General features: G+C 57.2%; 17 protein-coding genes, 1 tRNA gene and 1 riboswitch. Of the genes, 5 read left to right on the forward strand and 13 right to left on the reverse strand.

Translation table 11 applies throughout. The features are described 5' to 3' along the window. Positions 1-150: 150 nt before the first annotated feature. Positions 151-246, forward strand: a riboswitch (TPP riboswitch). Between the two features lie 33 nt (positions 247-279). The 3 genes from thiM to fbaB all read left to right on the forward strand — a co-directional run bounded on the left by thiM (position 280) and on the right by fbaB (position 3,062). Then, positions 280-1,065: a hydroxyethylthiazole kinase gene (gene thiM / locus BM323_RS10815; protein ID WP_008104919.1), complete on the forward strand. Its 786-nt coding sequence runs from the start codon at positions 280-282 to the stop codon at positions 1,063-1,065. Next, positions 1,062-1,862 carry a bifunctional hydroxymethylpyrimidine kinase/phosphomethylpyrimidine kinase gene (gene thiD / locus BM323_RS10820; RefSeq protein ID WP_008104918.1) on the forward strand — a complete coding sequence of 267 codons (801 nt, stop codon included), beginning with the start codon at positions 1,062-1,064 and terminating at the stop codon, positions 1,860-1,862. Before thiM ends, thiD begins: the two co-directional genes overlap by 4 nt. 147 nt (positions 1,863-2,009) lie before the next feature. After that, on the forward strand, positions 2,010-3,062 hold the full coding sequence (fbaB, locus tag BM323_RS10825; protein ID WP_008104917.1) for a class I fructose-bisphosphate aldolase: 1,053 nt from the start codon (positions 2,010-2,012) through the stop codon (positions 3,060-3,062). Positions 3,063-3,127: 65 nt separating this feature from the next. On the opposite strand, the gene BM323_RS10830 is transcribed toward fbaB, so the two are convergent. The 5 genes from BM323_RS10830 to BM323_RS10850 all read right to left on the reverse strand — a co-directional run bounded on the left by BM323_RS10830 (position 3,128) and on the right by BM323_RS10850 (position 8,146). Further along, entirely contained in the window at positions 3,128-3,814 is a 687-nt protein-coding gene (locus tag BM323_RS10830; protein ID WP_008104916.1) for a GntR family transcriptional regulator, read from the reverse strand. A 98-nt stretch (positions 3,815-3,912) separates the two neighbouring features. After that, on the reverse strand, positions 3,913-5,370 hold the full coding sequence (locus tag BM323_RS10835) for a mannitol dehydrogenase family protein (RefSeq protein WP_091003734.1): 1,458 nt from the start codon (positions 5,368-5,370) through the stop codon (positions 3,913-3,915). Positions 5,371-5,414: 44 nt separating this feature from the next. Beyond that, complete coding sequence (locus BM323_RS10840; protein ID WP_007889540.1) at positions 5,415-6,698, reverse strand: MFS transporter; 1,284 nt, start codon at positions 6,696-6,698, stop codon at positions 5,415-5,417. A gap of 84 nt (positions 6,699-6,782) precedes the next feature. Then, complete coding sequence (locus BM323_RS10845; protein ID WP_008104914.1) at positions 6,783-7,793, reverse strand: Zn-dependent oxidoreductase; 1,011 nt, start codon at positions 7,791-7,793, stop codon at positions 6,783-6,785. A 277-nt stretch (positions 7,794-8,070) separates the two neighbouring features. Continuing rightward, positions 8,071-8,146, reverse strand: a tRNA-Asn gene (locus tag BM323_RS10850). A gap of 306 nt (positions 8,147-8,452) precedes the next feature. Here BM323_RS10850 and BM323_RS10855 point away from each other — a divergent pair. Further along, positions 8,453-9,574, forward strand: coding sequence for a Gfo/Idh/MocA family protein (locus BM323_RS10855; protein ID WP_091003738.1), 1,122 nt, complete (start codon positions 8,453-8,455; stop codon positions 9,572-9,574). A gap of 39 nt (positions 9,575-9,613) precedes the next feature. On the opposite strand, the gene yegS is transcribed toward BM323_RS10855, so the two are convergent. The 8 genes from yegS to BM323_RS10895 all read right to left on the reverse strand — a co-directional run bounded on the left by yegS (position 9,614) and on the right by BM323_RS10895 (position 23,278). Continuing rightward, complete coding sequence (yegS, locus tag BM323_RS10860; RefSeq protein WP_091003741.1) at positions 9,614-10,513, reverse strand: lipid kinase YegS; 900 nt, start codon at positions 10,511-10,513, stop codon at positions 9,614-9,616. 248 nt (positions 10,514-10,761) lie between these two features. Beyond that, positions 10,762-12,129, reverse strand: coding sequence for a prephenate-dependent tRNA uridine(34) hydroxylase TrhP (gene yegQ, locus BM323_RS10865; RefSeq protein WP_008104911.1), 1,368 nt, complete (start codon positions 12,127-12,129; stop codon positions 10,762-10,764). Between the two features lie 145 nt (positions 12,130-12,274). Then, the gene (gene baeR, locus BM323_RS10870; RefSeq protein ID WP_008104910.1) at positions 12,275-12,982 is read right to left on the reverse strand and encodes an envelope stress response regulator BaeR; all 708 of its coding nucleotides are present in this window, start codon (positions 12,980-12,982) and stop codon (positions 12,275-12,277) included. A 9-nt stretch (positions 12,983-12,991) separates the two neighbouring features. Then, a complete protein-coding gene (gene baeS / locus BM323_RS10875) occupies positions 12,992-14,377 on the reverse strand; it encodes an envelope stress sensor histidine kinase BaeS (RefSeq protein ID WP_008104909.1) in 1,386 nt (461 codons plus the stop codon). Beyond that, complete coding sequence (gene mdtD, locus BM323_RS10880) at positions 14,374-15,780, reverse strand: multidrug transporter subunit MdtD (RefSeq protein WP_008104908.1); 1,407 nt, start codon at positions 15,778-15,780, stop codon at positions 14,374-14,376. Before mdtD ends, baeS begins: the two co-directional genes overlap by 4 nt. A gap of 90 nt (positions 15,781-15,870) precedes the next feature. Further along, positions 15,871-18,939: a multidrug efflux RND transporter permease subunit MdtC gene (gene mdtC, locus BM323_RS10885; protein WP_008104901.1), complete on the reverse strand. Its 3,069-nt coding sequence runs from the start codon at positions 18,937-18,939 to the stop codon at positions 15,871-15,873. Next, positions 18,936-22,058 carry an MdtB/MuxB family multidrug efflux RND transporter permease subunit gene (locus BM323_RS10890; protein WP_008104899.1) on the reverse strand — a complete coding sequence of 1,041 codons (3,123 nt, stop codon included), beginning with the start codon at positions 22,056-22,058 and terminating at the stop codon, positions 18,936-18,938. Before BM323_RS10890 ends, mdtC begins: the two co-directional genes overlap by 4 nt. After that, a complete protein-coding gene (locus BM323_RS10895; protein WP_008104897.1) occupies positions 22,058-23,278 on the reverse strand; it encodes an MdtA/MuxA family multidrug efflux RND transporter periplasmic adaptor subunit in 1,221 nt (406 codons plus the stop codon). The genes BM323_RS10890 and BM323_RS10895 overlap by 1 nt, the downstream gene beginning before the upstream one ends. Before the next feature lie 238 nt (positions 23,279-23,516). Here BM323_RS10895 and BM323_RS10900 point away from each other — a divergent pair, with 238 nt between their 5' ends. Continuing rightward, a complete protein-coding gene (locus tag BM323_RS10900) occupies positions 23,517-24,479 on the forward strand; it encodes an aldo/keto reductase (RefSeq protein ID WP_008104896.1) in 963 nt (320 codons plus the stop codon). Position 24,480: the final 1 nt, after the last annotated feature.

Here is a 24,480-nt window from a genome sequence, read left to right on the forward strand (position 1 = left end):
AGTATGACATGGCACGCAAAAAGAAGGGTTTTTAAGGACTTTATTCAAACAGTTAGATGAACCTGTAAAATGTAACTTTGCGAGCAAGATCCACAGAGAAGGCGGCGATTGCTTGCTTTAATCTGGCTTGTTCCCTATGCTCGCCAACGTAGTTTTGACTCGGGGTGCCCCTCTAATACAGGGCTGAGATACACCCGCTGACCTGATCTGGATAATGCCAGCGTAGGGAAGTCAGATGCCTGACCGCATTCGCCTTCTTGATCGCCGGTTGGGAGCCTTATGAAACAGCCTGACCTTCTTTCCCCCGCACAACTTGCGCACTCTCTGCAACTGCTGCGTCAGCAAGCGCCGCTGGTGCACTGCATGACCAATGACGTGGTGCAAACCTTTACCGCCAACGTGCTGCTGGCACTGCAAGCGTCGCCTGCGATGGTGATCGATCCCGAGGAAGCGGCGCAGTTTGCCGGTTTTGCCGATGCGGTGTTGATCAACGTAGGCACCTTAACCATTGAACGTCGTGATGCGATGTTGGCGGCGGTGCAAGCAGCGCAAGCGGCAGGCACACCGTGGACGCTGGATCCGGTGGCGGTCGGTGCTTTAAGCCTGCGCACCGCCTTCTGCCAACAGTTGCTGAGCCTGCAACCGGCAGCGATTCGCGGTAACGCTTCAGAAATTCTCGCCCTGGCGCATCAGGCAATCGGCGGACGCGGCGTCGACAGCCTGCATCAGGCCGATGCCGCGCTGAGCGCCGCTCAGCAGCTGGCACGTGATTTCAAAACAATTGTGGCAGTGACCGGTGAAGTCGATTACGTCACCGATGGCTTGCAGACATTCGCGATTCCCGGTGGCAGCCCGCTGATGACGCGCGTGGTTGGCACCGGTTGCGCGTTGTCAGCGGTGGTGGCGGCCTTCACCAGCTTGCCAGGCGATCGCCTGCAACATGTGGCTGCGGCTTGCCGCGTGATGTCGTTGGCCGGTGAACTGACAGCACGTCAGGTCGCTGGACCGGGCAGCTTTGTCGCTGCCTTCCTCGATACGCTGTGGACGCTGGAGGTGAAAGCATGAAACGCATCAACGCATTAACCATTGCCGGCACCGATCCGAGCGGCGGCGCGGGTATCCAGGCCGATCTCAAAGCCTTCTCCGCATTGGGCGCTTACGGCACCAGCGTTATTACCGCGCTGGTGGCGCAAAACACCTGTGGTGTGCAATCGGTCTATCGCATCGCACCGGATTTCGTCGGCGCACAGCTCGATTCAGTGCTGGATGATGTGCGCATTGATGCCGCGAAGATCGGCATGTTGTCCGAAACCGCGATAGTCGAGGTGGTCGCCGAGCGGCTGAAACGGGCCAGCCTGCCGTTTGTGGTGCTGGATACGGTGATGATTGCCAAAAGCGGCGATGCGCTACTGTCGCCAGATGCCGTAGCCAGCGTGCGTGAATTGCTGCTGCCGCAGGTGTCGCTGATCACGCCGAACCTGCCGGAAGCCGCGGCGCTGCTGGGACGCGCTATGGCGCAGGATGAGAAGACCATGTTGCAGCAGGGCGATGCGCTGCTCGATCTCGGCTGTGAAGCGGTGCTGATGAAGGGTGGGCATCTCAGCGATGCCGAAAGTCCGGATTGGCTGATTACCCGCGACGGACGCCAGCGCTTTACCGCGCCGCGTGTTAATACGCGCCACACGCACGGCACAGGCTGCTCGCTCTCTGCGGCGCTGGCAGCGTTGCGTCCGCGTCATGATGATTGGGCTGCAACGGTGGCCGAAGCCAAGGCGTGGCTACAACAGGCGCTGCTGCACGCCGATTCGCTGGAGGTCGGTAAAGGCATTGGGCCGGTGCACCATTTCCATCAATGGTGGTAGGGCGTAACGCCAGATTGCCGCTTTTTCACTGCGCATCCGTCTGAAAAATGGAGTCAGCAATTTGCCAGCCTGGCGCTTTCCGGTCCAGGCTGTTGGGGGCGAATCGGCATCGGCCGGTTCCAATCCAGCCATTTATCAGGAGCGAACATGACGGACATCGTACAGTTATTGGGCAAAGAGGCGGACAGCCTTCTTCAACATCGCTGCATGACCATTCCAGCGGATAGCCTCTATTTACCAGGCGCGGATTATGTTGATCGCGTGATGATCGACAACAATCGTTCTCCCACCGTACTGCGCAACATGCAAACGCTGTACAACACCGGACGTTTGGCTGGCACCGGCTATTTGTCGATTCTGCCGGTCGATCAGGGCGTTGAGCACTCGGCGGGTGCCTCCTTTGCGGCGAACCCAGCTTATTTCGATCCGAAAAACATCGTTGAGCTGGCAATTGAAGCTGGCTGTAACTGCGTGGCATCCACCTACGGCGTGCTGGCCTCGGTTTCACGTCGCTACGCGCACCGCATTCCGTTTATGGTGAAGCTCAACCACAACGAAACCCTGAGCTATCCGACGCAATATGACCAGACGCTGTACGCCAGCGTTGAGCAGGCCTTTAATCTGGGCGCGGTGGCGGTTGGCGCCACCATCTACTTTGGTTCTGAGCAATCGCGCCGTCAGATTGAAGAGATCTCGGCAGCTTTCGAGCGCGCGCACGAGCTCGGAATGGTGACGGTGCTGTGGGCCTATCTGCGTAATGATGCGTTCAAGAAAGACGGCGTCGATTATCACGCCAGCGCCGATTTAACCGGCCAGGCCAACCATCTGGCGGCGACTATCGGTGCGGATATCGTTAAGCAAAAGATGGCTGAGAATAACGGCGGTTACAACGCGGTGAAGTTTGGTCACACCGATGAGCGCGTCTATAGCAAGCTGACCAGCGAGAACCCGATTGATTTGGTGCGTTACCAGTTAGCGAACTGCTATATGGGGCGCGCGGGATTGATCAATTCCGGTGGCGCATCTGCCGGGGAAACGGATATCGCGGAGTCAGTGCGTACGGCGGTGATCAACAAGCGTGCTGGCGGCATGGGATTGATTCTGGGGCGCAAGGCGTTTAAGAAGACGCTGAAAGAGGGCGTGCAGCTGATTAATGCGGTGCAGGATGTTTATCTGTCAAAAGATGTGACCATAGCCTAAATGTAAAAAGGTCAGCATAAATGCTGACCCTACGTAGGGTCGCCATTCATGGCGACCTCGTCCATTTAAGGTGCCTCAAACCACTCACTATTACGCTCGGCAATCGGCGTAATGGTCAAAATCATCTCCTGCAGATGACGGCGCATCGCGCTCTCAGCGGCTTCAACATCATGCGCTTTCAACGCGTTATAAATATCTTCATGCTGCTGAATCAAACGCTCCGGCGGCGACACTTCGCTTAAGGTCAGAAAACGCACGCGGTCCATGGTGGCTTTAATGTTCTCTACCGTTTCCCACGCCAGCAGGCAGTTAATCCCTTCCGCAATCAGGCGGTGAAACTCATCATCCAGCCCTAAGAAGGCCTGGCTGTCATGACGTTCAGCGGCGAGACGCTGCAGCTGCAGGTTATGCTCCAGCGCCATCAATCCGTTGGCACCAATCTCCTGCGCGGCGCGGCGTACCACGGCAATCTCTACCGCTTCACGGATAAAGCGGCCGTCGGCCACGCGCTGGGCAGAGATTTTGCGTACGAAGGTGCCGCGCTGCGGTAACACCTGCACCAATCCGGCTTCCGCCAGCTTGATGAAAGCTTCACGTACCGGCTGACGCGATACGTTAAAACGCGCCGACACTTCCTTCTCCGACAGCAGCGAGCCCGGATGAATAACGCAGGTCACAATATCTTTGCGCAGATAACGATAGATCTGCTGATTTACCGGTTCGCTGGTGGTTATGGTATAGGCAGTCGACATGCAGCAATATCCGTATTACGGCTGGCATCTGCCAGCCCGTTAAGAAAGGTTCAGTCTAATCAGCACGCTGCGTCTGCGCTACACATTTGTGCAGGCGCTTAGCCTTGTGTGACGAGGCTTTGCACCGTGGCGCGCGCGCCCTGTTGCAACAGCTGCAGATAGAGTTCGGTCACGCGTGAGACAAAGGCCTGCTGCTGCAGATCGTCGCCGAACACCGCGTTTAGGCCGAGCAATGCTTTAACGCGCGCTGCACCGTCTTCACTGTTAGCCACAATGTTTGCCAGCTGATCTTTCAGCGGATCGCGAATCTCAATTGCCTGGCCTTGCTCATCCACGCCGCTGACGTAACGCATCCAGCCTGCCACACCCAGCAACACGAAGTCGCATGAAGTGCCGTTGCGCAGATGCCAGCGCGCGCTATCCAGCAGACGCTGCGGCAGCTTTTGCGTGCCATCGGTGGCGATTTGATAGGTGCGATGTTTGATGGCGCGATTCTCGTAACGTGCAATCAGGGAATCGGCATAGGCTTCGAGATCGACGCCCTGCGTACGCAGCGTGGGTGCCTGATCCTGCAACATCAATGCGCGTGCCGCCGCACGATAGCTGGCATCGGCCATACAATCGCTGATGTGCTCATAACCGGCGAGAAAACCGAGATAGGCGAGGAACGAGTGGCTGCCGTTAAGCATACGCAACTTCATCTCTTCGAACGGCAGCACATCGCTGACCAGCTCCGCACCGGCGTTTTCCCACGCCGGACGTCCGTTAACAAAGTTGTCTTCGATGACCCATTGGAAAAACGGCTCAGCTTCTACCGCCACCGGATCGCGGCTGCCTAAACGTTCGGCCAGCGCGTCGAATGCCGCATCGGTCATTGCCGGGACGATGCGATCAACCATAGTTGAAGGGAAGGTGATGTGCGTCTGGATATAATCCGCCAGTTCAGCGCTGTGGCGCTCGGCCAGCTGGGTAATCACGTTACGCGTGACATGGCCGTTTTCCGGCATGTTGTCGCAGGACATCACGCTAAACGGCGGCAGATGGCGTTCGCGGCGACGGATAATGGCCGCCAGAATCAGGCCGGGCAGTGAGCGTGGCTGAGTAGGATTCGCGAGGTCGTGCACAATATCGGGATGATCGGGATTGAGCTTGCCGCTCGACGGCATGTAGCAATAGCCTTTCTCGGTCACAGTCATCGAGACAATCGCCACATCCGGCTGGCTCATCGCCTCAATCACTGAATCAATGCCGTCGCCTTTGCCATGCAGCGCTTGCGTCACCACGCCAATCACGCGCGTGTGTAAACTCTCATCGGCAATTTCGGTCAGCGTATAGAGCAGATCCTGCTGACGCAGCGCCTGAATCAGCGTGCCGCTGTTGAGATTCACTTCGCAGTAACCCCAATCGCTGCCTTGTGCAGCCAGCTTATCGGTTGCCAGCGCCTGATGCGCACGATGGAAGGCACCAAAGCCGATGTGCACCATGCGGGTTTTCAGTTGGCTGCGATCGTAAGCGGGACGTTGGACATCAGCGGGGAGGCGTTCAAGCTCTAACATAATCATTCCTTTTGGCAAATGGGGCGCTCAGCGCCCCATGAGATTTACACTGAAACCGGTTTATTGTTGGCCTTGGGTTCGCGAATTACCAGCAGCACCAGCAGCGCACCGACGCCAGCAACCGCACCCGCGAGGATGAAGGCGCTGTCAAACTTACCCGAGTGCTGCACGATGAAGCCAGTCACCACCGGGCCGATTACGCCTGACAGGCTACCAATCAGATGGATAAAGCCACTGATGCTGCCGACACGGCTTTTATGCACCACATCCTGCACAATCGCCCAGTAAATCGCGCCGGTGATGTAGAGGAAGAAGATGGAGATCGACATCATGATCACCGCCGAGTTGACCTCTTTTATCGTACCTGCCAGCGCCACGCAAATCGCGGCGGCGGTAAGTGAAACCACCAGCACAATTTTTCGTGAAAGCAGCAGCTTGCCGGTGATATTGAAAATCTTATCGGAGATCCAGCCACCCAACGCCAGGCCAACGAAGCCAACAATCCACGGGATCATGGTGGTGATGCTCATCGCTTTGATGTCGAGGCCGTGCGCCTGCACCAGATACGCCGGGAACCAGCTCAGGAAGAAGAACAGAATGTAGTTGTAGCAGAAGAAAGCAAAGGCGGTGACCAGGATGATTGGCTGGCGCAGATAGAAGCCCAAACCGTGCGCGTTGCCGCTTGGGTCGATCACGTCAGCCGGTTCTTCGGCTTTCAGTTTTTCCACTAAGGCACGCTCTTCCGCCGATACGCGCTTACTTTTCGCCGGGTTATCGGACGCGAAGAAGAACCACAGCGCCAGCCAGACAAAACCAATCGCGGCGATCACCACAAACGCCGGACGCCAGCCAAACGACAGCGCCAGATAGCCCACAATCGGACCGGCAACTGCGCCACCCAGCGGTGAACCCGAGCTGAGTAAACCCATCGCGGTGGCGGCCTGTTTTTTCGGGAACCAGCCGTTAATGGCTTTGTTCGCTGAGGCTGAAATTGGGCCTTCCGCCATGCCAAACAGTACGCGCAGAATCATCATCGACCAGAAGCCGGTCGCCATCGCGGTCAGGCCGCAGAACAGCGACCACATGCCAACGGCGGTGCCGAGCACGATGGTCGGGCCGAATTTATCGGTCGCTAAGCCACCGATGAAGTTGAACAGGGCATAACCGAAGAAGAAGCTGCCGAAAATCATGCCGAACTGTTCGGCGTTGATCATCAGGTCTTTTTCCACCAGCGGTACGGTCAGAGAGAGGGCGATACGATCAAGGTAGTTGATCATAAACACCAGGAACAACAGCAGTACGAGGGTCCAGCGCAGGTTCTTAAACATAGAAACTCCGTCATCGTCATTTTTTATAGTAATAATGCCGGCGGGTAAGGTACCGGCATGGGGACACCTGGTGTGCGGGTTAACTTAACCCATTTGTAGGATCACTTTGCAGCAGGTGCGGGGATCTTTTTCGAACAGCGTCATGGCTTGCTCAACCTCGGCCAGCGGGAAATAGTGCGTTACCAGTTTCTCCGGCTGGATCTGGCCTTGCTCAATCCACTCAATCACCTGCGGGAAGCGATTGCTGTTGAGACGCGAGGTGAACAGCGACAGCTCTTTACTGGTGAGACTTTGCTGCGTGATGCTGCACGGCTCGCCAGAAAAGCCCAGCAGGCCGATACGCGCTGCCGGTGAGGCGAGGGCGGCGGCTTCGGACAGAATCGTAGGATGGCAGGCGGCATCAATAATCAGCGTCGGCTGCACGCCTTCCAGCTGCGCGGCGAGCGGAATATCGCTGTTGTTGAACACCTGATCGGCACCGTTTTCCAGCGCCAGCGCCAGACGTTCTGGCAGACGATCAACCACTAATACCTGTTCAACGCCATACACGCCTTTCAGCACCTGAATGGCGGTGAGGCCCATTGGACCGGCACCGTAAATCAGCGCCACATCGTTTGGCTGTGGTTTGAGGAAGGCGGTGATATTGGCCGCGATAGTGAAAGGTTCGACCATGCTGGCGAGTTTGTCGGGAACGCTATCCGGCAGGCGGAAGGCGTTTTTAGCCGGTGCGACGGCATATTCGCTAAAGCCGCCGTCGCGGTGTACGCCAATCACCTGCAGCTCTTTGCAGACGTTTGGGCGACCAATGGAGCAGGGATAGCAGTTGCCGCAACTAACCACCGGATCGACCGCTACGCGTTCGCCAATGCGGCTGGCGGCAACGTCAGCGCCGACCGCATCGATCAGGCCAAAGAATTCGTGACCAAGGACGCGCGGATATTTGGCGAAAGGATTGTGACCGTGCCAGATATGCACATCGGAACCGCAGATGCTGGCATATTGCACCTTCACGCGTACTTCACCTGCTGCGGGTTGCGGCAGCGGACGCTCAGCCAATACCAATTCACCCGGTTGCTCTATCACTACACTTTTCATCATCTACTCCAACGGGAATGCAATGATGAAAAAATACGCGCACTAATACTACCATACAAGTCGGCGTTGCAGAGTTGTGAAGAGAATCACAGAGCATATCGTTTCCCTCACCCCAACCCTCTCCCAAAGGAGAGGGAGCTGATCGGCGAGTGCATAAAGGCATGGTGCAGGGGAGTGTTCCCTCTCCCGCTGGGAGAGGGCTAGGGTGAGGGGGAAAACAGCACCCAAATCGCAGACATAAAAAAAGCAGCCTTATAGGCTGCTCTTTTCAAGAATTTGGCTCCTCTGACTGGACTCGAACCAGTGACATACGGATTAACAGTCCGCCGTTCTACCGACTGAACTACAGAGGAATCGTTTGAACGGGGCGCATATTATCGAGCAGACCTCGCCTTGTCAAAACTCTTTTTCACAATTCGTTCTGACTGCTGAATAAAGCGTCAATTGCACGCTATGAGCGAACTCAGCGCGGCAAAATTACGGCTGACAGAATCGGTTTTGTGATGATGATCACTAACTCTATGCAAAATTACATTCTGATTTGTCGATTTTGTCAGATACCTCGCATGCATGATCACAGATATTTCATTTCACCGTTGTCGGGGCAAAAAGCGAAACATATATTCCACATCAACTCTTACCCGAATGCAGGATTAGTCATGAACAAAGTCAGAATCGGTATGATTGGCAGTGGTTACATCGGTCGTTGTCATGCAATTGCCTACGCTCAGGCACCCACAGTTTTTGCCCTGAAAGGCGAGATCGTGCGTGAGATGCTGGCGGAAGTTAATCCAGAGCTGGCGGCGAAACAAGCGGCAACCTTTGGCTTTGCCCGTTCTACTGGCGACTGGCGTGAGCTGGTACGCGATCCAAACATCGATGTGGTTGATATCTGTGCGCCAAACTTCCTGCACAAAGAGATGGCGCTGGAAGCGATTCGCAACGGCAAGCACGTTTACTCCGAGAAACCGTTATCGCTGTCAGTGGCCGATGCGGAAGAGATGGTGCAAGCGGCGCAGCAGGCGGGCGTGAAAACGCTGGTCGGTTTCAACTACATGAAAAACCCGACCAGCCAGCTGGCACGCGAAATTATCGCTCGCGGTGAAATCGGCGACGTGGTGCATTTCTACGGCACGCACAACGAAGATTATCTGGCACGCCCGGAAACCCCACTCGACTGGCACTGCCAGAAAGCGCTGGCGGGATTAGGCGCGTTAGGCGACCTCGCCGCGCATATTGTGAATATGGCGCACTATCTGGTCGGTGATATCGAAGAAGTCAGCGGCGATATGATGACGGTGATTAAAGAGCGTCCGGACCCGAAGGATAAGTCGCGCCTGCTGCCGGTGGAAAACGAAGATCAGGCCAGCGCCTTGCTGCGCTTTAAAAACGGTGCGCACGGCGTGTTTGAAACCTCGCGTATCGCCTGCGGCAGCAAAATGGGCCTGACCTATGTGGTCACCGGCACCAAAGGCACGCTGCGTTATACCCAGGAGCGTATGGCCGAGCTGGAGTTGTACATTCACGATGAACCGGCAGGACGTCAGGGTTTCAAAACCATTTTGACCGGTCCGGCACATCCGGATTACGCCAACTTCTGCGTCTCGGCCGGGCACGGCATCGGTTTTAACGATCAGAAAACCGTTGAAATCCGCGATTTGATCAATGGCATTGCCTCTGGCGATCGCATGTGGCCAGATTTCGCCGAAGGATTGCAGGTGCAGAAGGTGCTGGAAGCGGTAGCGGTTTCCGCGCTGGAACGCCGCTGGATGAAGGTGTAATTACAAATCGGGTCGCCATGCTTGGCGACCCGCGAAAAATCACGCTAATAACGGGCATTGCGGCGGCAAGCGGCAGCTCAGTGCGCCCGCCATCACTTCAATCTCAAACTCACTTCCGGTCAGTGGTTCACCATCCAGATTAAACGTCATCTCATGCGGTGAACGGATGGTAAGCGACTGCAACTGCGCGCTGACGATATTCGGATTTTCATCATCACGCGTCAGGGAATGTAGCAACGTGGGCAGCAGCTCTTGCGCGGTAACGATGCTGAGATTGAGCTGGCCATCATTAATCAGCGCATCCGGGCAGAGCTTTTGCCCGCCGCCGGCCTGACGTCCATTGCCAATGCCTATCACCAGCGCATCGCCTTGCCAGTTGAAGCCGGGTCCGCTGATTTCACAGCGATCCGGTTTCAGCGCATCAACGCGCATCAATCCATGAATAAAGTACGATACGCCGCCGAGCGCCGATTTCAGCTTTTCGGGGGTTTCGGTGGTGATGCGCGTGCCAAATCCGCCGGTCGCCATATTGATAAAGTAGCGATCGCCGTTCACCCGCGCCAAATCGATGGTTGTCGCTTTTCCCACCAACGCTAAGCGTAAAGCCGGTTCCATCCCTTCCGGAATACCGACGCTGGTGGCGAAATCGTTGGCGGTGCCGAGCGGTAAAATGCCCAGCGCTGGGCGTTGCTGTTCGGGCAAGCGCGCTAGCGCAGTCGCGATCTCATTGATGGTGCCATCGCCGCCGCCGGCCACCACGGTTTCTGCCTGCAAATCAACCGCTTCCTGAACATAACGATCGCCATCCCCCTTTTCCCAGGTGACGCGCACCGCCAGATTAAAGCCTTCATCACGCAGCGTATTCACCGCAGCGCGCAAATCTTCATTACCTGCGCCTTTCCCGTTGAGGATCAGCAGCGTCAGCGGTTTGTTTTGCATTATCAGTTCCTTGATGCGAGTTACAGAGCACAGGTTATAGCATAGCCGGGGAGAGAACTTTATCGGCGGGCGATGAAAAATTGGGTGGCGTAGAAAAAAGAAAACCCGCACGGGGGAGCCGGGCGGGTGAATGAGGTGGTTCCTGGTACTACCTGCTTTTATTCTTACTCGTTAGCAGCAGGCGGGATTCTAAAGCGAGGGGAAGAGGTGGTCTGTGATCCTAATCTAACTTCGCCGAAATCTTTTCATTAAGTGCGATTTTTCCCGTGTGGATCGTAGGTGCTGTTGCCATCGGTGAAATTACGCAGCAGCAAGGCAAAGGCGAGGTTGACCGATTCCGGCACCGGAATCCACACGCGATGCCCATCGCCTGGCGCCATGTCCACCGCCGATCCTTTATCGTTCTGCATGGTTTCAAGCGTGCAGTTGAGGTTGCCTTCTGGCGTCATGATCTCGACAGAATCGCCGAGCATAAACTTGTTCTTCACCGCAATCTGCGCCCAGTCACCGCGACGCTCGCCAGTAAATTCACCAACAAACTGCTGGCGCTCGGAGATGGAGAAACCTTGCTCGTAGTTCTGATAGCTGTCATGGGTATGACGACGCAGGAAACCTTCGGTATAACCGCGATGCGCCAGGCCTTCCAGCGTCTCCAGCAGCGCCGGGTCGAACGGTTTTCCCGCAGCGGCATCGTCGATGGCGCGACGATAAACCTGCGCGGTGCGCGCGCAGTAGTAGAAGGATTTGGTGCGGCCTTCAATTTTCAATGAATGCACGCCCATTTGACTCAGACGTTCAACGTGCGCCACCGCGCGCAGATCTTTTGAGTTCATGATGTAGGTGCCGTGTTCGTCCTCGAAGGCGCTCATCACTTCACCCGGTTTCATCTTCTCTTCCAACAGGAACACGCGGTCGGTGGTCGCGCCGACGCCGAGCGTGGGCTCTTGCACCTTAACCGGTTCATGGAATCCGACAATGTTGCCAACCTCGTCCTGCTTGCCTTCTTCCACTTTATATTCCCAGCGGCAGGCGTTGGTGCAGGTACCTTGATTGGGATCGCGTTTGTTAAGGTAGCCGGAGAGCAGGCAGCGACCGGAGTAAGCCATGCACAGCGCGCCGTGTACGAAGATCTCAATCTCCATTTCCGGCACCTGCTGGCGGATTTCGGCAATCTCATCCAGCGACAGCTCACGCGACAGAATCACGCGCGTCAGTCCCATTTGCTGCCAGAATTTCACCGTCGCCCAGTTAACCGCGTTGGCCTGTACCGACAGATGGATCGGCATCTGCGGGAAGGCTTCACGCACCAGCATAATCAGGCCGGGATCGGACATGATCAGCGCGTCCGGCTGCATTGCCACCACCGGCGTCAGATCGCGGATAAAGGTTTTCAGTTTGGCGTTATGCGGGGCGATGTTGACCACTACGTAGAATTTCTTACCCAGTTCATGGGCTTCATTGATGCCCTTGGCCAGAATCTCGTGGGTGAATTCGTTGTTGCGAACGCGCAGGCTGTAGCGAGGTTGGCCGGCATAGACGGCGTCAGCGCCGTAGGCAAAGGCGTAGCGCATATTCTTCAGCGATCCCGCTGGAGAAAGCAGTTCAGGTTTTAACATGGATTTTCTCACTGATGTCAGGTCAGCATGCCATCGTGGATGGCCGGTGCAGCGGCCGCATTATACGGCCCTGCAAAAGGTGGGGAATTGTAAGCAGGCCCGCACTCGATGTAAATTGACCTGGATCAATGTAAGCCGTTGCAGGCTACAGCAAGCGGCAAACGTCCGCTTCCCAGCGATAGCCCATACCGTATACGGCGCGGATAAACGGCTGTTCCGCATCGAGGCTTTCCAGCTTGCGGCGCAGGTTTTTGATGTGGCTGTCGATGGTGCGATCGGTGACTACGCGGTAATCGTCGTAGAGATGATTGAGCAGCTGCTCGCGCGAGAACACTTTCCCCGGCTCCAACGCCAGCGTTTTCAGCAGACGAAACTCCGCAGGCGTCAGCTCCAGCTGCTGTTCACGCCAGCTGGCCTGAAAGCGGCTTTCATCAATATGCAGATGCGATTCCTGCTGCGCTTCTTCCGGCGAACGTTTGACGCGGCGCAAAATGGTTTTGACGCGCGCCACCACTTCACGCGGACTGAACGGCTTGCAGATATAGTCATCCGCACCGATTTCCAGCCCCAGCAGGCGATCAATCTCTTCGGTACGCGCGGTCACCATGATGATCGGCAGCTCAGAGAAACGACGAATTTCGCGGCACAGCGTTAAGCCATCGCGGCCGGGCAGCATCAAATCCAGCAGCATCAGATCCGGCGGAGTTTGCTGCACATAGCTCAACACCTCGTTACCGTCGGCAATGTGGTGCGTGCGATAGTTGGACGCCTGCAGATAATCAATCATCAGCTGCGCCAGTTTGGGTTCATCTTCTACAACAAGGATCAGAGGATCGCTATTTTCCGGGCTCATAAGGGACGTCTAGTGAGGAACATACGGCAAGTTTAGCGTGATTTGCAGTCCACCTAAATCAGAGTGATCCGCACTGATGCTGCCGTCATGCGCTTCAGCGATGTTTTTACAGATCGCCAGGCCAAGCCCCGAGCCGCCGCTGGCGCGATTACGCGAACTTTCCGCGCGGAAAAATCGTTCAAATAATTGTGCCTGATGGGCCGGATCGACACCCGGCGCGCTATCCGCAAACCTCAGCTGCCAGTTTTCACCCGCCAGCTGCATCGAGAGCTGCACCGCGCCGCCGCTGTCGGTATAACGCAGGCTGTTTTCCAGCAAATTGGTGAACAGTTGCATCAGACGATCGGGATCGCCAAAGCTCTCCGCCTGCGCGGGCAATGCCAGATTGAGCGTTAAGCCGCGGCTGCGATAACGTTCGCCGAAGCTGCCGGCCACCACTTCCAGCAGATTAACCAGATCAACCGGCTGTTTGCGATAGGCGAGGGCGCCCGCATCGGACAGCGACAACTGATGTAGATCGTCGACCAGTTTGGTGAGAACCACCACTTCGCTCTGCAACGAGCTGATGGCTTCCGGCGTCAGCTTGCGCACGCCATCCTGCATCGCTTCCAGCTCACCGCGCAGAATCGCCAGCGGCGTGCGCAGTTCATGGGATATGTCGGCCATAAAGGCGCGGCGATTGCTTTCATTCTTTTCCAGCGAGCTGGCAAGCAGGTTGAAGTCGCGGCCCAGTTGACCGAGTTCATCGCTGCTGCCGACTTCCACGCGGGTGGCGAAATTGCCCGCCGCCAGATGGTGCGTACCATCTACCAGTCGTTTCACCGGTGCCAGTAAACCGCGCGCCAACAGCCAGGTGACCAACGCAGCGAGTAAACCGGTTAGCGCCACGATCATCCAGCTGGTGCGTCGTTGCTGCTGATCAAAGTTGATGTCGGTGCTGCGCGTCAGACGTTCAGCCGGAGAGGCAATCACCCAGCCAACAATCTTGCCGTTGCTGGTGGTGATATTGCGCCTGGTGCCTTCCGGCGGCACCGGCTGACGCGGACCTGACAGCACTTTATATTGCTGATCGATAATCCAGAACTGCGTGCGCCAGCCATGCGGCGGTAGCTGATTAACACTGCCAGGATTCTGCTCCAGCGAGCGCAAAATAGAAAAAATCAGCTTGTCATTAGTACGCAGAAAATCCCAGCTACCGTGCTGCTCATACTGATCGGCCAGCGCATCGCTCAGCAGGGTTAAGCGCTGTTCGTTGCCTTTTTTGATGTAGTCCACAAAGCCGTGCTCAAAGCTGAGCCGCACGCCCCAATGCATGGTGATGATCACCAGCATGCAGGTGGAAAAAATCGCCGCAAACAGTTTGGCGCCAATGCCCCATTTTACCGGCCGTTTCATCCTTTGCTCCTGCCTCTGAGGTCAACGTTTTTACTGACATCCTTCGGTACGCGCCAAAATACAAACGCCGGCAGCGCTATCACCAGCGCCATGCACAGATAGGTGTAAATGAAGGTTTGATGGGCCGCCGCGCTGTCGGTCACCACGCCGTGACCGAAGGCGCCCAGCAGCAAACCGGCTACGGTGACGCCAATACTCATCGACAGCTGCATGATCATCGATAACAACGAGTTACCGCTTGAAGCCAGCTCGTCCGGCAGTTCCTTTAGCGTCAAGGTGTTCATCGAGGAGAAGCGAATCGCATTCACCATGCCTTGCATTAAAAGCACCACCGGCAGCAGCCAGATCCAGCCAAGCAGCGCCACCAGCGGGAACAGCAGCACCACTAACGCCAGCGCAAGGGTCGCGCCGACTAACGCATTGCGATAACCAAACAGGTTAACGATGCGCACCACCACGCGTTTGGTTCCCATATTGCCGAGCACCATCGGAATCATCATCAAACCGGCGTGGAACGGGCTGTAGCCAAGACCGACCTGCAGGAAGATCGGCGTCATAAACGGCAGCATGCCGCTACCGATGCGGCCGGTAAAACTGCCGAGCAGGCCAATCGAATAGATGCGGTTATCAAACAGTTTCAGGCTGAACAGCGCGTTATCGTTGTTGCGGCCGTGCATCAGGTAGAACAGCAGCGAAAACACCCCGACCAGAATCAGTAAGCCGAGCAACAGCGGCGATCCGCCGGAGCTGCGCTGACCATCCAGCGCCAGCGTTAAGGTCGCCATGCCGACAGCCAGCAGCACAAAGCCGAGGAAATCGAAGCGCCGCGTCTGCATGGTGTAGTTGGGCATCAGCGTTAGCGTGGCAATCGCGCCAATGATGCCAACCGGAATGTTGATCAGGAAAATCCAGTGCCAGCTGGCGTATTGCACCAGAATCCCGCCCAGCGCCGGGCCGAGCAGCGGACCAATTTGTCCCGGCGTGGTGACGAAGGTCATCGCCGACATATATTGCTCGCGCGGCACGATTTTCATCACCGTCAAACGGCCAACCGGTACCATCATCGCGCCGCCAATGCCTTGCACCACGCGCGCCATAATCAGCTCATCCAACGTAGTGGAGAAGGCGCACAGCAGCGAGCCGATGCTGAACAGCACAATGGCGCAGAAGAAGATATTGCGCACGCCAAAGCGGTCCGCCAGCCAGCCGCTGATCGGCAGCGTAATCGCCACGGTCAGCACGTAGGAGACGATCACCGAGTGCATATTCAGTGGGCTGACGTTGAGATCGCGCGCCATCGATGGGATCGCGGTGTTAACGATGGTGGTATCCAGCGCCTGCATAAAGAAGCCGAACGCGACGATCCATAGCTGCCAGCGCACGGTGGCGTTTTGCGTGTTCACTGAATCTCCTCTGCTATGCGGTCACCATAAATGGTGACCCTACGAATGTAGTGTGCGGTTTTGTAGGGTCGCCATTCATGGCGACCTCCCTTAACCCGCCACCAACACCTTTTTCTTACGCCGCCGCAGCTTATCCATCATCAAATAAACCACCGGCGTGGTGTAGAGCGTCAGCAGCTGACTCATTACCAAACCCCCGGCGATGGTGATGCCGAGCGGCTGACGCAGTTCCGCGCCGTCACCGCTGGTCAGCACCAGCGGCAGTGCACCAAACAGCGCGGCGAGCGTGGTCATCAGAATCGGGCGGAAGCGCAGCTGGCACGCCTGGAAGATCGCGTCGCGCGGCGTCAGATTGCCGTTGCGCTCGGCATCCAGCGCAAAGTCGACCATCATGATGGCGTTTTTCTTCACGATACCGATCAGCAGCAGAATGCCGATCAGCGCAATCAGGCTGAACGGCGTGTTGAACAGCTCCAGCGCCAGCAGCGCGCCGACGCCCGCCGACGGCAGCGTGGAGAGAATGGTCAGCGGATGCACGTAGCTCTCATACAGAATGCCGAGCACGATATACACCGCCGCAATCGCTGCCAGCATCAGGTAAAGCTGATTGGATTGCGACTGCTGGAACACCTGCGCGGTGCCGGCAAAACTGCCGCGCACGCTGGAGGGCACGCCAAGCGCGGTGATGGTGCGATCGATGGCTTCAGACGCCTGCGACAGCGATACGCCTTCCGGCAGGTTAAACGAAATGGTGGACGCCGCCGACAAGCCTTCGTGGTTTACCGAAAGCGGCGCATTGGCTGGTTGCCATTTGGCAAACCAGCTTAGCGGAATCGCTTTGCCGTCGCTGTTAATCACAAACATCTGACCGAGTGAACTGATGTCCTGGGTGTAACGCGGATCGACTTCCATCACCACTTTGTACTGATTGAGCGGCTGATAAATGGTGGAGATCTGGCGCTGACCAAAGGCGTTATTCAGCAGCGCGTTAGCGGCAGACACATCGATGCCGAGCCGCGCCATGCTTTCACGATCGTAGGTCAGATTCATTTCGCTGCCGTTGTCCTGCTGATCCGAGTTGACGTCCGCCAGCTCGGGCAGGGCGGCAAACGCCTGACGGATTTTCGGCTCCCATTCGCGCAAATCATTCAGGTTGTCTGACAACAAGCTGTATTGATAGCTGGCGTTGGATTCACGTCCGCCAATGCGAATGTCCTGCACCGCGTTGAGATAGAGATTCGCGCCCGGCTCTTTCGCCAGCTTGATACGCAGCCGGGCGATCACTTGCTGCGCGCTTTCGCTGCGCTCGGAGAGCGGCTTGAGCGAGACGAACATCGAACCGCTGTTGGTGCGCGAACCGCCGGTAAAGCCGGTGACGTTATCCACCGCCGGATCGGCTTTGATGATGTTCATGAAATCCTGCAGCTTGCCGCGCATCGCCTGGAACGAAATGCTCTGGTCCGCCGAGATAAACCCTTGTAAGCGGCCAGTATCCTGCTCTGGCATAAAGGTTTTCGGGATCGAGATGAACAGCCAAACGGTAAGCGCCACGGTGCCGAGCAGCAGCATCAGCACCCAAATGGCGTGATTCAGCACCCAACCCAATGAACGCGCGTAGCCGTTTTGCACCTTCATCAGCAGCTTGCCGAAACCGCGTATACGCGGCTGGCTGCGCTTGACCTGCGGCTTGAGCAGGTAAGCGCACATCATCGGCGTCAGCGTGACCGAGATAAACAGCGAGATCAGAATCGCCACCGACAGCGTGATGGCAAACTCCGAGAAGAAGCGGCCAATGATGCCGCCAATCATCAGCAGCGGCAGGAACACCGCAATCAGCGACAGGCTCATCGACAGCACGGTAAAACCGACCTCGCGCACGCCGGTCAGCGCCGCCTGCAGCGGCTTCATGCCCGCTTCGACGTGGCGCGCAATGTTCTCCAGCACCACAATCGCGTCATCGACGACAAAACCGGTGGCGATGGTTAACGCCATCAGCGACAGGTTATTCAGGCTAAAGCCGCACAGATACATGGCGGCGAAGGTGCCAATCAGCGAAACCGGCACCGCAGCGGCGGGGATCAGCGTGGCGCGCCAGTCACGCAGGAAGGCAAACACCACAAAAATTACCAGCGCCACGGCGATGATCAGCGACTGTTCCACTTCATGCAGCGAGGCGCGAATGGTGGGAGAACGATCCTGAGCAATTTGCAGATCGATGGCGGCGGGGATCACGTCATGCAGTTCCGGCAATTCGCCACGAATGCGATCAACGGTATCGATGATGTTGGCTTCCGGCGATTTACGCACCACCAGCAGCACCGCCGCTTTGCCGTTGGTCATCCCGGCGTTGCGTACGTCCTGCACTGAATCCTGAACGTTAGCGACATCGCTGAGGCGCACCGCCGCACCGTTGTTGTAATGCACCACCAGCGGTTGATACTCACTGGCGGTTTGCAATTCTCCGTTGGTGCGTAACTGCCAGCGCTGCTGCACATCATCAATCGCGCCCTGCGGACGGCGCTGGTTGGCGTTGCTGATGGCGGTGCGCACCGCATCCAGCGAAACGCCTTGATTGAATAAAGCCTGCGGATTGAGTTCGACGCGCACCGCAGGCAACGAGCTGCCGCCAACCGTCACATCGCCCACGCCTTCAATTTGCGACAGCTTCTGCGCCAGCTGCGTTGAGGCGTAATCATACAGCTGACCGGGATTATAAATGTCTGAGGTCAGCGTCAGGATCATGATCGGCGCATCGGAAGGGTTGGCTTTGCGGTAGCTGGGACGGCTCGGCATGCCGGTTGGCAGCAGGCTTTGCGCGGCGTTGATCGCCGCCTGCACATCGCGCGCCGCGCCGTTGATGTCGCGATCAAAATCGAACACCAGAATAATGCGCGTACTGCCCAGCGAGCTGGTGGAGGTCATTTCACTGACGCCGGCAATGCGCCCCAGCGAGCGCTCGAGCGGCGTTGCTACCGAGGCCGCCATGGTTTCCGGCGATGCGCCGGGCAGCGAAGCCGAGATCAAAATCACCGGGAAATCCAGCTGCGGCAGCGGCGCTACCGGCAGCAGGCGGAAGCCGAGAATACCGGCCAGCGCAATCGCCAGCGTCAGCAAAGTGGTGGCGACCGGGCGATGGATAAACAGCGCGAAGAACTTCACGACTGCGCCTCCGAGCGTTTAAAGCGACGGCGCGTCGCGTGTGACAGACGATCAAACAGCAGATAGATCACCGGCGTGGTGAACAGCGTCAGCACCTGGCTCACCACCAAACCGCCGACCATGGCGATCCCCAGCGGATGGCGCAACTCCGCGCCGACGCCGGTGCTCAGCATCAGCGGCAGCGCACCGAGCAACGCCGCCAATGTCGTCATCAGAATCGGACGGAAACGCAGTAAGCACGCCTGATAAATCGCCTCACGCGGCGGCATGCCTTGCTCACGCTCTGCGGCCAGCGCGAAGTCGATCATCATGATGGCGTTTTTCTTCACGATACCGATCAGCAAGATAATGCCAATGATGCCGATGATATCCAGCTCGTTGCCGCTCAGCATCAGCGCCAGCAGCGCACCCACACCGGCGGTGGGCAGCGTCGAGAGAATGGTGATCGGATGGATAAAGCTCTCATACAGCACGCCAAGCACGATATACATCGCCACCACCGCCGCCACGATCAGCCACACGGTACTGGACAATGCCGCTTCGAAGGCCAGCGTGCTGCCCTGGAACTGCGTCATCATCTCGGCGGGCATGCCAACCTGATCTTCTGCCGCGCTCACCGCTTTCACCGCATCGCCCAGCGAATAGCCGTCGGCGACATCAAACGAGAAGGTTGCTGACGGGAACTGATCGAGATGGTTGATGCTGAGCGCGGCGTGGCGCTCCTCAATTTGCGCGATGGCGCTAAGCGGCACACTGCCGCCGTCGCTGCTGGTCAGACGAATGCCGTCGAGGCTCGCCAGTCCCGGCGTGGCATCGCTGTTCTGTTCCAGCACCACGCGATATTGGTTGGCCTGGGTGTAAATGGTGGAGATCAGCCGCTGACCAAAGGCGTTATACAGCGCGTTATCCACATCGGCCATGCTGATGCCCAAGCGGCTGGCGCTGTCACGATCGACACGTACAAAAGCTTCCAAACCTTGATCCTGCCAGTCACTGCTGACGTCACGCAGCTGCGGCAGCGTATTCAGTTGCTCCAGCAGTTTCGGCACCCACAAACTTAGCGACTCGAGCGAGCCGGATTGCAGCGTGAACTGGTACGGCGTGCGGCTGGCCTGGGTATCAATGGTCAAATCCTGCACCGGCTGCAGCCACAGCGAAATGCCCGGCACTTTAGCTAACGCCTGTTGCAGGCGCTGCTGCACCGCCGGAATACGATCGTCACGCTCATTCAGCGGCTTGAGGTTGATTTGCAGGCGTGCGCTGTTGAGCGCGGCGTTGGTGCCATCGACGCCGACAAACGAAGTCATGCTCTGCACCGCCGGATCTTTCATGATGATCGAAGCAACATCGCGCGTGCGTTCCGCCATGTTGGCGTAAGAAACCGACTGCGGTGCCTGCAAGGTGCCCTGAATGATGCTGTTATCCTGCTGCGGGAAGAAGCCTTTGGGGATGACGATCCACAGCAACACGGTGATCAGCAAGGTGCTGAGCGCCACCGACAAGGTGATCCACGGATGCAACAGCACGCGCGTTAAGCCGCGCCCGTAGCTGGCAATAATGCGGTCAAACATCGCTTCGCTGGCACGCGAAAAGCGGTTCTGCTTGCGCAACGATTCGGCGCTTAACATGCGGGCGCACATCATCGGCGTCAGCGTCAGCGATACTACGGCGGAAATCAAAATCGCCACCGCCAGCGTCACCGCGAATTCGCGGAACAGGCGGCCAATCACATCGCCCATAAATAGCAGCGGGATCAGCACCGCAATCAGCGAGAAGGTGAGGGAGATAATGGTGAAGCCAATCTCGCCCGCGCCTTTCAGCGCCGCCGTCAGCGGCTTTTCGCCTTTTTCGATATAGCGTGAGATGTTCTCGATCACCACGATGGCATCATCGACCACAAAGCCGGTGGCGATGGTTAGCGCCATCAGCGTCAGATTATTTACCGAGAAGCCAAGGAAATACATCGCGGCAAAGGTGCCGACCAGCGACAGCGGTACGGCGACAGCGGGAATGATGGTCGCCGGGACGTTACGCAGGAACAGGTAGATGATCATCACCACCAAACCCATCGCCAGCATCAGTTCGTGCTGGGTATCGCTGACCGAAGCGCGGATGTTGGTGGTACGATCGGTAAGCAGTTTCACATCCACCGATTTCGGCAGCGTGGCGGTTAAACCGGGCAACATGGCGCGGATATTATCGGCGGTGGCGATGATGTTGGCGCCGGGCTGGCGCTGCACGTTGAGCACAATTGCCTGCTGACGGTTCGCCCAGGCGCCGAGCCAGCTGTTCTCGGCACCTTGTTCAATGGTGGCGACATCGCCCAGTCGCACCGGCGCGCCGTTGTTATAGCTGATGATCAGCTTGCGATAATCTTCCGCCGAGGTCATCTGGTCGTTGGCCGACAGCGTAATCGAGCGCGTTGGGCCGTCGAGGCTGCCTTTCGCCGAGTTGACGTTAGCGTTGGTAATGGCGGTACGTACCGATTCGCTGGTCAGGCCGAGCGCGGCCAGCGCCTGGGTGTTCATCTTCACGCGCACCGCAGGACGTTGCCCGCCCGAAAGCGTCACCAAACCCACGCCCGAAACCTGGGAAATTTTTTGCGCCACGCGCGTTTCCACCATGTCCTGCACCTGCGTAAGCGGCATGCTGGTGGTGGTAACGGCAAGCGTCATGATCGGCGGATCGGCCGGATTCACTTTGCTGTAAACCGGCGGGTTCGGCAGATCGTTAGGCAGCAGGTTGGTGGCGGAGTTGATCGCCGCCTGCACTTCCTGCTCGGCAACATCCAGTGACAGCGTCAGCTGAAACTGCAATGTCACCACGGAAGCGCCGCCCGAACTCTGCGACGACATCTGCTTCAGGCCGGACATCTGGCCGAACTGGCGTTCCAGCGGCGCGGTAATGGATGAAGTCACGACATCAGGACTGGCGCCGGGATAAAGCGTAACCACCTGAATGGTCGGGTAATCGACTTCAGGCAGAGCGGAAACGGGCAGAAAACGGTAGCCGAGCACGCCGGCTAACAGAATGGCGATCATTAGCAGCGTTGTGGCGACCGGGCGCAGAATAAACAGGCGCGAAGGTCCACCGCTGCTGTCAGGAGGCATCACCTGCATTATTGACGCTCTCCGCGTGCAGGCTGCGCAGCGCGCGTGCTGTGTGTCGCGGCACTTTGCGGTGCCACCACTTCAACGGTGGCGCCTTCCGTCAGACGATCCAGCCCGTCGGTCACCACGCGATCGCCCGCTTCGAGGCCCGCGCTGATCACCACTTTCTGGCTGTCCTGCAACCCAGCGGTAACGCGTTTCTTGCTCACTTTGTTGTCGCTGTTGACCACCCAGACAAAGTGGCCGTCGTTGCTCATCTGCAGCGCAGCGGTCGGGATCACCACCGCATCCTGCAAGGTATCGACTTTCAGACGTGCGTTGACAAACTGGTTCGGGAACAGCGTGTCATCTTCGTTGCTAAAGCGCGCCTTGAGCTTGATGGTGCCGGTGGTGGCATCAATCTGGTTATCGAGACTCAATAGCGTGCCGCTGGTCAGCAGCGTTTTGTTGCTGCGATCCCAGGCTTCGACGATCAGCGGCTGTCCGCTTTTCTGCGCCTTGAGGATTTGGCTGATGTTGTTCTCGGCGACGCTGAACACCACGTCAATCGGGTGTGTTTCGGTAATCACCACTAAACCGGTGGTATCGCCGGACGTGATGTAGTTGCCGACATCAACCTGCTTCAAGCCGACGCGTCCACCAATTGGCGCGGTAATGCGACTGTAAGTCAGATTGAGCTGGGCGCTGGCGACGTTACCTTCATCGGCTTTGATGGTGCCAAGCGTTTCGCTCACCAGCGAACGTTGCGTATCAAGTTCCTGCTGCGACACCAGCGAAGTTTTTGCCAGTTTTTCATAGCGGCTGAGATCGCGGCGCGCATTGGCGAGTGTGGCCTGATCTTTTGCCAATTGGCCCTGCGCCTGGGTTAACGCCACCTGATAAGGACGCGGATCGATTTCCGCCAGCAAAGCGCCGGCGGCCACTTGCTGTCCTTCCTGGAAGTGCAGCGCCATCAATTGCCCATCAACGCGACTGCGCACGGTGACGGTATTGGCGGCGGTGACGGTGCCGAGGCCGCTGAGGAAATACGGCACGCTTTCAGTTCTGGCAGCTGCGGCTTGCACTGGCGCTAAGGGGCGTTTGCCGCCTGCGCCGCGACCACGCTGCTGCTGACCTTCAGCCTGCGTCTGTTTATTCGGTTCCGCTGGATGTTGCCACCAGTAATATCCGCCAGCCAATACGGCAATCACGGCTACGGCCAGCAAGCTTGTTTTTAGTCGACGGTTCATCAAGGTGTGTGCTCTCCAGCGGTTTCGTATTCCCAAGGTGCGTAATAAAAGTGCCACTACGCAAACGAATGATTGTAGTCGCCCGGATCGGGCAAAAATTGAAGGAAATAAGAATATCGCCCTGGCGAAGGTAAGTATTCATATTCTGTAAATATTCTGCCAGCAATACGCATAAGCGAGACCATTTCCTTTGCTAAGCTCAATAGCAGACCTGTCTCGTTTGAATAAGGAGAACAAAATGAGTCAACAGAAACTCCGCCAGCTTGGCGACAGCGGTATCGAAGTTCCCCGTCTCACCTTTGGCGGCAACGTGTTTGGCTGGACGGTAGATGAGAAAACCTCGTTCTCACTGCTTGATGCGCTGGTGGAGAAGGGCTTGTTCTTCATCGATACCGCCGACGTTTATTCGCGCTGGGCGCCGGGTAACGAAGGTGGCGAATCGGAAACCATTATTGGTAAATGGCTGAAGAAAAGCGGTAAGCGCGACAGCATCGTGCTGGCCACCAAAGTTGGCATGGAGTTGTCGCCAGAGAAAACCGGTCTTAAACCGGCTTACATTCGTCAGGCGGTGGAAGATTCACTGCGTCGCCTGCAAACCGACGTTATCGATCTTTATCAGGCGCACCGCGATGATGAAATCACGCCGCTGCTGGACACGCTCAAAGCCTTCGATTCGCTGATCAAAGAGGGCAAAGTGCGTGCGATTGGCGCGTCTAACTACAACGCTAAACGTCTGCAGGAAGCGCTGGATGTGAGCAAGCAGCACGGCCTGGCACGCTATGAAACGCTGCAGCCGGAATACAATCTCTACGATCGTCAGGAGTATGAAAGCGGTCTGGAGCAGGTCGCGGTGAAAAATGGCCTCGGCGTGATTAACTACTATTCGCTGGCCAGCGGCTTCCTCAGCGGTAAGTACAAAAAGCCGGAAGATGCCAGCAAAAGTAAGCGCGGGCAGGGCATCGTGGATAAGTACCTGAATGAACGCGGCAAGCGCATTGTTGAAGCGCTGGAAGATGTCGCCGCCTCGCACGATGTTTCAGCAACGCAGGTTGCGCTGGCGTGGCAGATTGCGCGCCCAAGCATTACCGCGCCAATTGTCAGTGCCACTTCGCTGGAGCAGCTGGATGAGCTGGTGAAAGCTACTCAGCTGGAACTCAGCAAGCAAGAGATCGAAGAGCTGGCGAGCGCCAGCAAATTGTAAT

Origin of the sequence: Pantoea sp. YR525, assembly GCF_900116775.1 — a bacterium.
Lineage (GTDB): Bacteria > Pseudomonadota > Gammaproteobacteria > Enterobacterales > Enterobacteriaceae > Pantoea > Pantoea symbiotica.